The organism is Mesorhizobium sp. M0590, assembly GCF_040320905.1.
GTDB lineage: Bacteria > Pseudomonadota > Alphaproteobacteria > Rhizobiales > Rhizobiaceae > Mesorhizobium.
The window spans coordinates 1-12,570 of sequence record NZ_JAMYQN010000045.1; the positions used below are offsets into that span (position 1 = coordinate 1).

Annotated in this window: 7 protein-coding genes, 7 pseudogenes and 1 other annotated feature; of the genes and pseudogenes, 5 read left to right on the plus strand and 9 right to left on the minus strand. The window is 59.9% G+C overall.

Translation table 11 applies throughout. The annotated features are described in order from the left end of the window. Positions 1–134 precede the first annotated feature (134 nt). The 3 genes and pseudogenes from NKI52_RS31985 to NKI52_RS31995 form a co-directional block, all read left to right on the plus strand. Positions 135–580: pseudogene (locus tag NKI52_RS31985) on the plus strand (transposase); the annotation flags it as partial. Positions 581–1,655: 1,075 nt separating this feature from the next. Then, the gene (locus NKI52_RS31990) at positions 1,656–2,531 is read left to right on the plus strand and encodes a TauD/TfdA dioxygenase family protein (RefSeq protein WP_352700794.1); all 876 of its coding nucleotides are present in this window, start codon (positions 1,656–1,658) and stop codon (positions 2,529–2,531) included. A gap of 73 nt (positions 2,532–2,604) precedes the next feature. After that, positions 2,605–3,184 (plus strand): annotated as a pseudogene (locus NKI52_RS31995) (DDE-type integrase/transposase/recombinase); the annotation flags it as partial. Between the two features lie 25 nt (positions 3,185–3,209). Here the strand turns inward: NKI52_RS31995 and NKI52_RS32000 are convergent. From NKI52_RS32000 to NKI52_RS32020, 5 genes and pseudogenes are all read right to left on the minus strand, one after another. After that, positions 3,210–3,959: pseudogene (locus NKI52_RS32000) on the minus strand (transposase); the annotation flags it as partial. A gap of 59 nt (positions 3,960–4,018) precedes the next feature. Beyond that, positions 4,019–4,378 carry an integrase core domain-containing protein gene (locus NKI52_RS32005; RefSeq protein ID WP_352700800.1) on the minus strand — a complete coding sequence of 120 codons (360 nt, stop codon included), beginning with the start codon at positions 4,376–4,378 and terminating at the stop codon, positions 4,019–4,021. Next, positions 4,332–4,931 (minus strand): IS3 family transposase, encoded by a 600-nt coding sequence (locus tag NKI52_RS32010; protein WP_352700795.1) that lies wholly within the window; start codon positions 4,929–4,931, stop codon positions 4,332–4,334. The genes NKI52_RS32005 and NKI52_RS32010 overlap by 47 nt, the downstream gene beginning before the upstream one ends. After that, a complete protein-coding gene (locus NKI52_RS32015; RefSeq protein WP_352700796.1) occupies positions 4,928–5,374 on the minus strand; it encodes a transposase in 447 nt (148 codons plus the stop codon). The genes NKI52_RS32010 and NKI52_RS32015 overlap by 4 nt, the downstream gene beginning before the upstream one ends. A gap of 150 nt (positions 5,375–5,524) precedes the next feature. Next, positions 5,525–6,063: pseudogene (locus NKI52_RS32020) on the minus strand (IS110 family transposase); the annotation flags it as partial. Between the two features lie 154 nt (positions 6,064–6,217). On the opposite strand from NKI52_RS32020, the pseudogene NKI52_RS32025 reads away from it, so the two are divergent. Continuing rightward, positions 6,218–6,497: pseudogene (locus tag NKI52_RS32025) on the plus strand (integrase core domain-containing protein); the annotation flags it as partial. 16 nt (positions 6,498–6,513) lie between these two features. On the opposite strand, the gene NKI52_RS32030 reads toward NKI52_RS32025, so the two are convergent. Together NKI52_RS32030 and NKI52_RS32035 are read right to left on the minus strand one after the other, a co-directional pair. Then, positions 6,514–8,103 (minus strand): ABC transporter substrate-binding protein, encoded by a 1,590-nt coding sequence (locus NKI52_RS32030; protein ID WP_352700797.1) that lies wholly within the window; start codon positions 8,101–8,103, stop codon positions 6,514–6,516. Between the two features lie 606 nt (positions 8,104–8,709). After that, positions 8,710–9,738, minus strand: coding sequence for an IS110 family RNA-guided transposase (locus tag NKI52_RS32035; protein ID WP_352700798.1), 1,029 nt, complete (start codon positions 9,736–9,738; stop codon positions 8,710–8,712). 101 nt (positions 9,739–9,839) lie between these two features. Here NKI52_RS32035 and NKI52_RS32040 point away from each other — a divergent pair. After that, positions 9,840–10,768 (plus strand): annotated as a pseudogene (locus NKI52_RS32040) (IS3 family transposase); the annotation flags it as partial. After that, positions 10,124–10,240: a sequence feature (AL1L pseudoknot), on the plus strand. Its footprint overlaps the pseudogene before it by 117 nt. Positions 10,769–10,781: 13 nt before the next feature. Here NKI52_RS32040 and NKI52_RS32045 read toward each other — a convergent pair. After that, a pseudogene (locus NKI52_RS32045) lies at positions 10,782–11,881 on the minus strand (IS30 family transposase); the annotation flags it as partial. A gap of 158 nt (positions 11,882–12,039) precedes the next feature. Then, positions 12,040–12,570, minus strand: a 531-nt coding sequence (locus tag NKI52_RS32050; protein ID WP_352700799.1) for a transposase, incomplete at its 5' end; no start/stop codon positions are given.

Here is a 12,570-nt window from a genome sequence, read left to right on the forward strand (position 1 = left end):
CGCCGACCGCAACCTGCAAACCCTCGCCTTCCATCACGACGGATCACCGCCGGCGCCTGACGAGGTTCGCGGAAAAGCGCCCAACGGCGGCCACATCGCCGCTTCAGGCCGCCAAAACCTCATCGCCGTGCATCAAGGCGGCTAGGTTGGGGCAGCAGCTCCTCGCCGAAGCGCGTAGAAACCAGAAATGTCAGTTGCTGATGTCGATCCCCGGCGTTGGTGCGATCACAGCCACTGCCTACCTAACTGCCGTCGAGGATCCAGCGAACTTCAAGCGATCGCGCTCGGTGGCCGCCTGGCTGGGGTTGACGACGCGGCGCTATCAGTCGGGCGAAGTAGACTATGACGGCCATATCTCCCGACGCGGAGACACCCATGTGCGTTCGCTTCTCTATGAAGCTGCGGTAGTGATCCTGACTCGCAGCCGGGCCGACAGCGACTTGCGCAATTGGGGTATAAAACTACGCGAGAAGATTGGCTTCAAACGCTCCGCTGTCGCTGTGGCCCGCAAGCTCGCCGTCTCATGCATGCGATGCTCCGCTCAGGTGAGCTCTTCAACAGGGCGATGGCCATCGCCTAACTCTCAAGCTCTGCAGCGCCCATGGCGTGAAGAGGAGTCCCTGCCGGGACCGAGGCTGGTCCATTCCGTTAAGACCGTTGCACCACGAGTTTGCTCGGAGCGTGCGAGACATACATTGGAAGGACCATCCCGCGAAGCCCCATGATGCGGCGACTCATGTCGACCCCGTAGACGACCGTGCTCCCGGCCCGCACCAAAAAAGGCGCTTGCAAATCTCGCAATTAGACGACGGTCTTACGGCTTGCCGGCGCGATTGTATCTGGCGGTCGGGCATCATGCGCGCCAAGTCGCGGACGAGCGTCAAAGTATCCTCAGGAACTGTCCAGCGATGCTTGCCGGCGGCGTTCATCTTGAGCTTCAATGCCGTGTGGTCCCCTCCCTGCCAATGCAGGGCCATCTCGATGACGCAACCTTCGATGCGGGCGACAATCTCGCTCGAGGCTGCGAACGATCTCTTGCGCGTAGCAGATGTTGCTGCCGGGTGTGACAGGCGAGATCCAGATCGGCGCCGAGCCGCAGCAGCTGGTCTCGTTCCCTCTCTCCCAGAAGATGGTCTTCTCGCCTCGAGTGGGGCAATCTCGCTATCTATCTGGCGCACGGCTTCAAGCGCAGTGTTCCAGCGGACGATTGGCAGGGTCGACAGCATCGTATCGTTGACGCGCATGGGCAGCCTCGTAGCGCGCCCCAACCCACTAGGAGTGGTAGGTGCGGTAGCAAATGGAGACATGCTAACTAATCACCAGCGAAGAGGAGGCAACATTATGAAGCAAGCATAACGATCGAGCAGGAGCCATCGAGAGCCTCCGACCGTGATGCCCGATGAAAGGATGTACACCACGGAATTTGGAAGTGCTGGCGAAGCGCCGCGTTGGCGCTTCTTACGAGAAAAATCAGTCGCGATCAACAATTCTGACGGCGACTTGGGGCAGTCGGAGAGATTTGTCCTACAACATCGGAACATGTGTCACAGATCGAGAATGTTGGCTCCGTTGTCTGGTCCGCAGAGTGACATGCTTTCTTGAAACAGTTGAGTAGGCTTGCAGGCAAGGAGGCCGCTACTTTGGAGAATGCTACCATGAGTGAAATGGACTTCATCCATAATGTCATTCCACGTACCGATGTCATTAAATGCACAGCGCGCATCGGCGCTGAAATCGGGAACATCAAACTGTCAGCCGATTTGCCGGACCAGACCATCGCTGCGATAAACAGTCTGGTGCTTGAGCACAAGGTCATATTCTTCCGCGACCAGGGTCATCTTGACGACGCCGAGCAGGAGCGCTTTGCTCTTCGTTTCGGGAAGCTTTCGCCATATCCTGAGGGACTGACGCCGATCCTCGAGATTGATTCCGCAGTCGGCGATATCCATGCTGACATTTGGCACATCGATTGGTCCTGCATGGATGCCTATCCCAAGATTTCGGTGCTGCGAGGCGTTGTGATCCCGCCAGTGGGCGGCGACACGGTGTGGTCAAACACGGCCGCCGCATATCTCGACTTGCCGCTGCCGCTGCAACGGCTTGCCGACGACCTCTGGGCTGTTCACAGCTTCCCCGGATCTTATCTCAGGCCTTCTGCCGATGCCTTTACCGGACCAATGATCGAGACCGAGCATCCCGTCGTACGCGTCCACCCCGAGACCGGCGAGCGCACGCTGGTGCTCGGCGTTTATGTAGCACGTTTCGTTGGCGTCTCGAAATATGATGGCCAGAGGCTATTCGATCTATTTGAGTCTCATATTACTGCGCAGGAAAACACGGTGCGCTGGAAGTGGAAACAGGGTGATGTCGCGATCTGGGATAACCGAGCCACGATGCACTGTGCGACCAAGGATTACGGCGACCAGCGCCGCGTCGTTCGTCGCGCGACCATCGAGGGCGAGGTGCCCGTCAGTGTCGGCGGCCGGTACAGCGTTCCCCGTTTCAAATTTGTTGGGCGAAATGAGAGCTAACCCCTAACGAAGCTTAGATGTTTAGTCCCACGGTGTGATGGTAGAATTGATGCCGCCATCGACAAGGACAGACCTGGGACAGACACCTCACGGGAGCGCCACGACCACTCACGCGGTCCGAGCTGCGATACAGCGATCGAAAGCTTCGATCCAAGAATTGAGCGGACGCTACGGCACAAACCCCAATTCGGTGACGAAGTGGAAGCGCGACTTCGTTACCGATACGCCGATTGGGTCCGAAGGGTGTGCGCTCGACAGTACTCTCAAAGGAAGAGGAAACGCTGATTGTCGCCTTCCGCAGGCATACGCTGCTGCCGCTCGACGATTGCCTCTATGCGCCACGGTCCCACATCTCACCCGTTCCAGTCTGCATCGGCTGTTCCAGCGCCGTGACATCAGCCCCCCTGCCAGGCATCGAAGGCGCCAAGCCGCGCAAGAAGTTCAAGGCTTACCCGATCGGCTACTTCCATATCGACATCGCCGAATTCCGGACCGAGGAGGGCAAGCTCTACATGTTCGTAGCCATCGACCGAGTAAGCAAGTTCGCCTTCGCCGAACTGCATGAACGCGCCACCAGACGTGTTGCGGCCGACTTCCTGCGCAAGCTGATCGAACTGGTGCCCTACAAGATCCATACCGTTCTCACCGACAACGCGCCGCATGACGCTCGTCAAGGCGTCAAGGCCACCGGACGGCAAGGCCTACCTGCCGAGGCGGTGCCACCCGCCCCTCAACGAAGGGCCGGTAATTGGAACCGCCTTTGACGACGGCGTGTACGACGCGCGCCATCTTGGCGGTAATAGCGGTCATCGCCTTGCGGCGCAGATCTGGATTGTCGCGATCTCTTGCGATGTAGCGTTCGAACTTGTGCCGGAAGCCGTTCTCACGCTGACGGATGGCGACTTGCCCGGCGATCCACAGAGTGCGGCGCAGCCGCGCATTGCCGAACTTGGAAAGGCGGGTCTGGCCGCGATATTGACGGACTGCTGTGTCGAGAGATCCAGTCCGCAGAACTTGAAAAGCTGGCGATGGTGGTGAAAGCGGCGAAGATCTCCGGCTTCGGCAATGACGGTCAATGCGTTGATCGGCCCGATGCCTGGGATTGTCGCAGCATCTGGTAATCTTGGCTGTGCCGCAGCAGTTCGTCGGCCTGTGCTTCGATCTCGTTGCGTTGACGGATCAGGCTGCGTGCTTCGGCAATGACCATACGAAACATGCGAATGGCAGGAGCATCAAGCGGCAGCGGCAGTCCGATCGACGTGCGCGCCGTCTGGTAAATATCCATGAGGATCTGTATCTTGCTGACCTTGCGGCCGACGACATCCCAGGCTGCTGCCACAAATGCTCCTTCGTCAGCGCCGTGATGCTTGCCGGCGTCGGAAAAGCATCGAGGCAGGCGAAGAACCAATCACTGCGGCTGTTTCTGCGCATTTCGCAAAAACGGGACAGTCGTTCCGCTAAATCGCGGACAGCCGTGGAGTGCACCCCTATTGTGAGACAGAGAAATTGCGAGACAATTTCATGCTCGTGAGTTCAAATGCGGCATTGTCCGATGGTGTCGATAAGGTCTTTTCGTATTCTTCCGGGGTGAGATAGTCGAGTGCTGAATGCAGCCGTTGCCGATTGTAGACATCTTCAATGAAGCTCGCGATACGTCGCCGCGCATCTGGTGCATCGCGATAGGCCAATCCTGCGACTTCTTCCTGCTTCAAGGTTTTCATGAAGCTTTCCGCGCGTGCGTTATCATAAGGGTTCCCCACCCGGCTCATGCTCGGCTGGATCCCATGCCCATGGAGGATATCAGAATAGCTGGTGCAAGCGTATTTGAACTCCTCTGTCCGAATGATGGATCAAACTGCCGGGAACCGGAACACGGGCGGAGATCGCCATGTTTAGGGCATCGACAGCAAGGCTGGCCCGCAAGTGGAGTTCGAGCGCCCATCCGATGACCTTGCGACTGAATGCATCGAGCACAACCGCCAGATAGGCGAACTGCTCGGCAAGGTGCAAATACGTGATGTCGGCGACCCAAAGCTGGTTGACGCCTGTCAGTTCCATGCCTCTGGCAAGGTTCGGCACCACCCGCCAGCTGTGCCGGGAATCCGTAGTGCGCGGCACAAATGGCCGAGTGCGCAAACATAAGAGATTATCCTCCCCCATTACCCGCAACACCCGTTTGTGGTTTACCTGCCAACCCTCGCGGCCAAGAAGGGCGCCGATCCGGCGATAGCCATAGTGCCGGTTGGCCAAGGCCAGCCTTTGAATAACATCTCGCAGACCAGTTTCTTCCTGACGCGGCGCCGACTGTCGCCAGTGCCGGTAGTATCCAGCCCTGCTGACACCGGCGAGACGGCACATCTGTTCAATTCCTGGAGAGCCTTGCGGCACATGGGCTGTCATTTTTTGAATGACTTCGAAGACGCTGCACCGCCAGGTGCGTCTTTCTGCTGTTGACTGCCCCTGACATACCGCAAGGCTTCTTGAAAAAAATCAAGTTCAACCTGTTGCTGCCCAATCTTGCGTTCAAGTTCGACAATGCGGCGACGGGCTTTTGTCAGCCCATCGGCACGACGCTGTTCAGCCGACAGTGCAAAACCTGCCGCCAAGGCTTGCCGATCTGGTGGTGCCTCGGGAGGCCGCTTCTTTGGACGCCCCTGTCGGCTCGGCGTTAGATTGCCACACACCCGCAACTGTTCACGCCAGGAATATAAGCGCTGGCGGTGAATACCCAGTTCATCCGCCAGCCGGCTGACGTTCTCCCCCCTTTGCATCCGTAGGAGCATGGAGAGTTTCTCTTCTTCGCTAAATCTCGGCTTTCTTCCAACCATTTCCAGTCCCTGCAATCCAGAAACTGTCCGCTATTTATTTGTCTCAGTCGAGGGGTGCACTCCAGCCATCTGTCTCACAATAGGGGTGCACTCCATCACTGTCCCGTAATTACTGAAATCGCTGTCCGCGAATTAGCGGAATGGGTGTCCGCGAATTTCTGAAACACGCATGTTTCCCCGGAAGCGATCAATCGCGGGGAAATACAGCGGCAGGTAATGCGTCAGGATGCGGTGCTGGATCTCGGTCTTGGCCTTGGCGATCGCCTCATGCGTCTTCGACAGTTCCTGCACGTCGTTGATTCCGGCGCGCAGCGGATCGTGATAGCGCTGCGTCGCCTGGATCCTGAGCATGTGCAGGATCACCTGCGCATCCTTGGGATCGTTCTTGTCCCAACTGTTGTGCAAGGCCTCCCGGGTTCGGACGAGCGCCAGTGACGACACCAGCCGCACCTCGGAGCCTGCCTCAGCCAAACGCCATGCGATAGGGCGATGATAATTGCCCGTCGCTTCGAAGCCGCAACCACCGGTTGGCCATACGCCTGCAGAATCTCGATCAGGCGGTCATGCTCTGCGCGGGTGTTGAGAACCGGCAGCCGGCGGCGGCGCTTGTGGCCGGGGGCTTCAATCAGGACTTCATTGCGCACCTTGGCGATATCGATCGCTACCAACATCGCATCGGCGGGTATAACATTTGGGCTGGTCATGGTCGGTCTCTCCAGAATGGGTAGTGAACATTCACATTCTAGAGATCCTTCGACTGGCCATGGCCACCTCGATCGGTGCGCGCCTGCAGCGAAAAGCTGCGCGCACCGATGTCTCGGTTGCCTCTCATCATTCCTTCCGTAGGTGCTACGTCCTTGCTACACAGCCTTCGCCTTCCGTGATGCCTGCCGGGAACTCGGCCTCAGGCACATCAGCACCAGACCATATACGCCAAAGACCAACGGAAGGCCGAACGCTTGATCCAGACCGCTCTGAGGGAATGGGCTTATGCTCGCGCCTATGAGACCTCAGATCGGCGAGCCCAAGACCTTCCGGTCTGGACAATTGGCACAGGCCCCATGGCAGCCTCGGTTCAAAGCCGCCGATCAGCCGCCTCGCTCAAACCAAGGACAACCTGTTGAGGCTCCACAGCTAAGCGCACCCTTCACCCATCACGCTTCGAGCCAGCATTGCGTCAAGGCGTAGCCATTGCCCATATCCCGCGCGGGATGCTTCATGAAGCCCTGCACGCCGCGCCCAGTCGCGTCGATGTACTGATTAAACATCGGCGCGATTACGCCGCCCTCATCCCGAAGGATTGTGGCCATCTCGCGATAGAGGTTCTTGCGCTTGCCCTGGTCGAGCTCTCCACGTGCTTCAATAAGAAGCTTGTCGAACCTCTCATTGAAGAAGCGCGTATCGTTGTAGGGCGCCGCAGACTGATAGGCGCTCGAATACATCTGATCCTGAGTCGGAAAGCCGGGCCAGTACGACATCATGAAAGGCTGCTTCTTCCAGACCTCCGACCAGTAGCCGTCGCTCGGCTCGCGCTTAACTTCGATTGAAATTCCCGCTTTGGCAGCGCTCTGCTGGTAAAGTTGGGCGGCGTCGACGGCACCAGGAAAGGCAACATCGGAGGTCCTGAGCAGGATTGGCCCGCTGTGGCCCGACTTCTGATAGTGGAACTTGGCCTTGTCCGGATCGAATGCGCGCTGCTCAATGCCATCGGGAAAGAGCGGGTACGCGTCGTTAACCGGGAAGTCGTTGCCCACCGAGCCATAGCCCCGCAGGACCTTGTCCAGCATCTCTTCGCGGTCGATAGCATGCTTCAAAGCCATTCTGAGATCGTTGTTGTCAAATGGAGCGGTGTCGCAGAACATGTTGAAGACGTAACAGGCGCGCCCCGCAACGTTCTGGATGTTCACGCCGGGGACACGCTTGAGCAGGTCGACGATTTTCGGTCCGACGCGGTCGATCATGTGGACCTGGTTCCCCTGCAGCGCCGAAATGCGCGCCGTATCATCGTTGATCACGACGACCTCGATCTGATCAGCATGGCCGAGTTTGTCGCCTTGCCAATAGTCCTTGAACTTTTCCCCGCCGTACCGAACGCCGGGCTCGAAAACCGTCACTTTGTATGGCCCCGCGCTGACGCCCTCCCCGGGCTTGTCCTTGCCGCCATTGGGCTGGATGATCAGATTGAACGCGGTCAACAGGTAGGGCAGATCAGCGTTGGGGTCTTTGAGCGTGATCACGACGTCACCGCCGTCGGCTTTGATCGATTCGATGCCCTGCATGCTGCCGTAGGCGTCTGACTTAGAATCCTTATCGGAGTGTCGCTCCAGCGTGGCAACGACGTCCTGGGGCGTGACTTCCTTGCCATTGTGGAATAAAATGCCTTTGCGTATTTTCATTGTCCAGGTTTTGGCGTCCTTCGACGAGCCGATTTCTTCAGCGATGCGGTATTCGAGGCCGCCGTCGGGGGTTACATCCATCAGCAACTCGCCCCAGCATTTGCCGAAAGTGACCAGTGACCTGCCGGTCACGTGTGCAGGGTCGAGAGTGTCTGTCGCCTGCCCGCTTTGGAGACCGGCCCTAAGGATGCCGCCCTTTTTTGGAGCCTGCGCCCGGGCGGCGGCCACAAGCAAGGAGTTTGCAAAGGCAGCGCTGAGGCCGAGCGCCATCGCGCGGCCGAGAAATTCACGCCGGCTCAGCCGGCCCGCGGCAATGCAGCTGCTGAGATAATCGAGTTCCTGCGACATTGAATTCTCCTCCATTTGTGTCCGGGCCGGTCAATGCGGCTTCTTTCCTACGGCAACCATATCAAAATGTAACGGCGCGTTTTGCTCCGAAAAAACTGAATGCCCGCAGGAAATCAGCGTTTTTCACTGAAAATGCACAGGCAAACATCGTCGGACAGAAAACGGGCAGTTCCGGTACCCTGATGTATCGGCCCTGCAGGCGACGAGTGATCGGTAGGCATGACCAGACGAATCCGATATCTGCGGCACGCCAATCAGTGAGAACCGACTTCCCAGATTGTCGCGCCATACAGATCGCCAACACAGTCTGAACCGCCCCGGGTTGATCGGAGGCTCCATGTGTGGATGCCCCGTTTCATGCAAGTGCCTTTCGCGTCTTCGAGCATGTGATCGGGTGCGGTCATGTGTCAGGCCTGTGATGCGGCGTCGGAGGTGCCGCTGGCCGTCATGGAGATACGCGGATCAGGCGCAAATCAACTCGACGAGCTTTTCGCTCTTGGAGCCTCGGTGCATTTCCTGATCCCGATCAGACCGATCATTTGCCCTTGACGTTCACGACCTCCTCACATGCCGCCCATCATGGCCTCGCAGTCGCCGAGTGCATGCTCATGCTGCCGCGCTGCCAAGATCCCGGTAATCCTCTTTCTTTGTCAACATCGCCCATACCGAGCGAGCCATCTTGTTGGCCAACGCCATGGCAACCAGCATCAGCGGTTTGCGATCCAGCATTCGGGCGAGCCATGATCCTGGCCGCGCACCGCGGCGGGAGGCCCACTGGATGACGGACATTGCGCCGATGATCAGCAACCGTCGGATGTCCCGCTGGCCCATTTTAGACGTTCGGCCGAGCCGCTGCTTGCCACCGGTCGAGTGCTGGATAGGCACAAGTCCGAGCCAAGCGGCAAAGTCACGGCCGCGCTTGAAGGTCGACATTGGGGGCGCAAACGCTTCCACCGCCATGGCCGTGATCGGGCCGACTCCCGGCATGGTCTGAAGGCGGCGTGTATCCTCCCCGCACTGGGCTTCGCGGCGGAGGATTTTCTCCAGCTCGGCAACTTCGCAGCTCAACCGATCGACCTGCTCCAAGTAGACGCGACCAACGTCGACAACCAGTTGGGGCATCGTAGATTTGGCGGCATCAATCGCGGCAGCCAAGGTTTTCAGGTGAGCCGGACCTTGCGGTGCGATGACGCCGTGTTCGGCAAGATGACCGCGCAAGGCGTTGATCAGTTGCGTGCGCTGGCGCACCAAGAGGTCGCGCGTCCGGAACACCATCGACCTCGCTTGCTGCTCTTCCGTCTTCACCGCCACAAACCGCATCGTTGGTCGAGATCCCGCTTCAGCTATGGCCTCGGCATCGGCGGTGTCGTTCTTCTGGCGCTTTACATATGGCTTGACGTAGTTGGGCGGAATGAGCCTCACCTCGTGGCCCAGCTCCTGTATGGCCCGGCCCCATTCGTGGGCGCTCGCGCAGGCCTCCATGGCGACCACACAGGTCGGCTGTCGGGCCAAAAACGGGACGACCTGAGAGCGAGCAATTCTCTTCCGGAATGCAACGCTGCCGTCGGCGTGCGCGCCATGAGCGTGGAAGACGCGCTTCGCCAGATCGATGCCGATGATGGTGACGGTGTTCATGTTGTTCCTCCTGATATCCGCAGCCCATTCTACGATCGCAACTCTGCCACGCCGTTGGCGGGAGGGGCATCCACTCCATCAACTCCTGAGAAGGTGGAGCCATGACAAGCAAGACTACGAACAAGTTCTCTCCCGCGGTCCGAGCCCGTGCGGTGCGGCTGGTTCTGGATCACGAAGGCGAGCATGCCTCGCGGTGGGCGGCGGTCTCGTCGATCGCCGCCAAGATCGGCTGCACGGCGCAGACGCTGCATGAGTGGGTGAAGAAGGCCGAGCGCGACAGTGGCGTGCAAACCGGTGTGCCTACGGATGTGGCGACGAAACTCAAGGCTTTGGAACGCGAGACCCGCGAGCTTCGCCAGGCCAACGAGATCCTTAGCAAGGCTTCCACGTATTTTGCCCAGGCGGAGCTCGACCACCGGTTCAAGCCATGATCGCGTTCATCGACGATCACCGCGAGGCGCATGGGATCGAGCCGATCTGCAAGGTGCTGCCGATCGCCCCGTCGACCTACCACGACCATGTCGCCAAGCGCATCGATCCCTCCCGGCTGTCGGCTCGGGTGACGCGGGATGAGGCTTTGAAGGATGAGGTCCAACGCGTGTTCGAGGCTAACTTCCGCATCTACGGCGTTCGCAAGGTCTGGCGGCAGTTGCAGCGCGAGGGCTTCGATGTTGCCCGCTGCACGGTTGCCCGCCTGATGAAGGCCATGGGCCTCGAAGGCATCATCAGCGGTAAGCCGATCCGCACCACGGTGAGCGACAAGCCGGCACCATGCCCTCTCGATCACGTCAATCGCCAGTTCCATGCCCCGGCGCCGAACATGCTGTGGGTTTCCGACTTCACCTACGTCGCGACTTGGACGGGCTTCGTCTATGTCGCCTTTGTAATCGACACCTAAGCGCGAAGGATCGTCGGCTGGCGGGTGAGCCGGACGGCGCATGCCAGCTTCGTTTTGGACGCTCTGGAACAGGCTCTCCATGATCGGCGGCCCGTGCGGGGAGGCGGGCTCATCCATCACAGCGATAGAGGCAGCAAGGGCGGATTCAACCGGTCGTCGCAACACCGGCATCATACTGTCCCCCAAGGAGCTGGTCGAGGACTTCGGCAGGTGTTTTCCAGCCGAGCGTTTTGCGCGGTCTTGTGTTGATAGCATGGGCGACTGCGTCCAGTTCCCGGGCTGTGTGCCGACTGAGATCCGTGCCCTTTGGAAAGTACTGTCTCAGCAAGCCGTTGGTGTTTTCGTTGGAGCCTCGCTGCCACGGGCTTTGGGGATCGCAGAAGTAAATCTCGAGCCCGGTGTCGATGCGCAGGTCGGCGTGCTGCGCCATTTCCGCTCCCTGGTCCCAAGTCAGCGACTGACGCAGTTGCTCGGGAAGTTTGCCCATGGATCGGGCTATGGCTCTGCGGACTGCTTCAGCGCCGTGGCCGGCAAGTGGTGGACCGTTCTTGATGCGCAGGCTCTGCTGATAGCCATCATGCGCGGCAGGTGAAGCAGCATTGTGAAGCGTGAACTTCGTTCCACGAGCGTGCCGATCGCCGAGCTTCCGAGGCCAAGGATGAGGTCGCCTTCCCAATGTCCGGGGACAGCCCGATCGGCAATTTCGGCCGGACGGTCGCTTATCATAACGGCGTCTCCAATGAAGGACTTGTTGCGCACTCGGGACCGTTCGCGCGGTACGCGCAGCGCTCGGCCTGAACGCAGACATGCGGTCAGTTCTCGGCGCAATGCTCCGCGTCCTTGAATGTACAAGGACTGATAGATCGTCTCGTGGCTGATCCGCATGGTTTGATCCTCTGGGTAATCGATCTGAAGCCGATGAGCGATCTGCTCGGGGCTCCAGGCTGTCGACCACCGCCGGCTCTGCCGGTGAACAGCCCTTCGCTTTTTCCATACCACCTTGGGGCCCTCGAATGAGGCGCCATGCGGGTTGGTGACTTTGCCGGCCAAGCGCTCCTCCACATATTCACGCAGAGCCGGATTGACCGCCAGCTTGCCAGGCCGAGGCCGCCGGGACGCACGATCGGCGTGCCATTGGGCGGCACTGGCCCGGTAATCCAGATTGCCGCTGCGCGTCGCGGCATTGCGCCTGACCTCCCGCGAGATTGTGCTCGGCGGCCGACCTAGCCGCCTTGATGCACGGCGATGAGGTTTTGGCGGCCTGAAGCGGCGATGTAGCCGCTTTTGGGCGCTTTTTGCGCGAGCCTCGTCGGGCGCCGGGGTTGATCGTCGTGATGGAAGGCGGGGGTTTGCGGATTGCGGTCTGCGGCGGGTTCGGTTCCGGGGCGTCTGCGCCCCGTCGGCTATGTCACGAGCCGCGGAATGCGGTCGAGGACGATGCGCAGGATGCGCTGGTCGGGACAGGATGTCGGCAGGTGCAGGCGGATTTGCGTCTTCATCTCGACCACGCGCGCGGCGATCTTGATGAGGCGCAAACGCAGCGTGTCGAATTGGGCGACGGCAAAGCTCGAGCGCTTCGGCATCGCGGCGCGCAGGCCCCACATCAGCCAGTAAGCACCGGCATGCAGGAAGAGCCGGAACTGGTTGGCCGTGGCTCTGGTGCAGGAGGTGCGGTCGGCGGCAAGATGCGTCTTCCACGACTTGATGTGGTTTTCAGCGGCGCCGCGCCGGCAGTAGAGGTCCTCGTAGAGCGCCTTGGCCTTGCCGCCGGCAAGGTTGGTGACGATGAAGCGGGTGTGGGGGGGGGGGGGGGGGGCCCCGGGGGGGGGGGGGGGGGGGGTGAGGCGGGGGCAGTACCCCCACCCGCGCCTTCGGCGCGACCTCCCCACAAGGGGGAGGTAGGGGCGTTGCGCCGCTTCTCGCAATAATCGGTA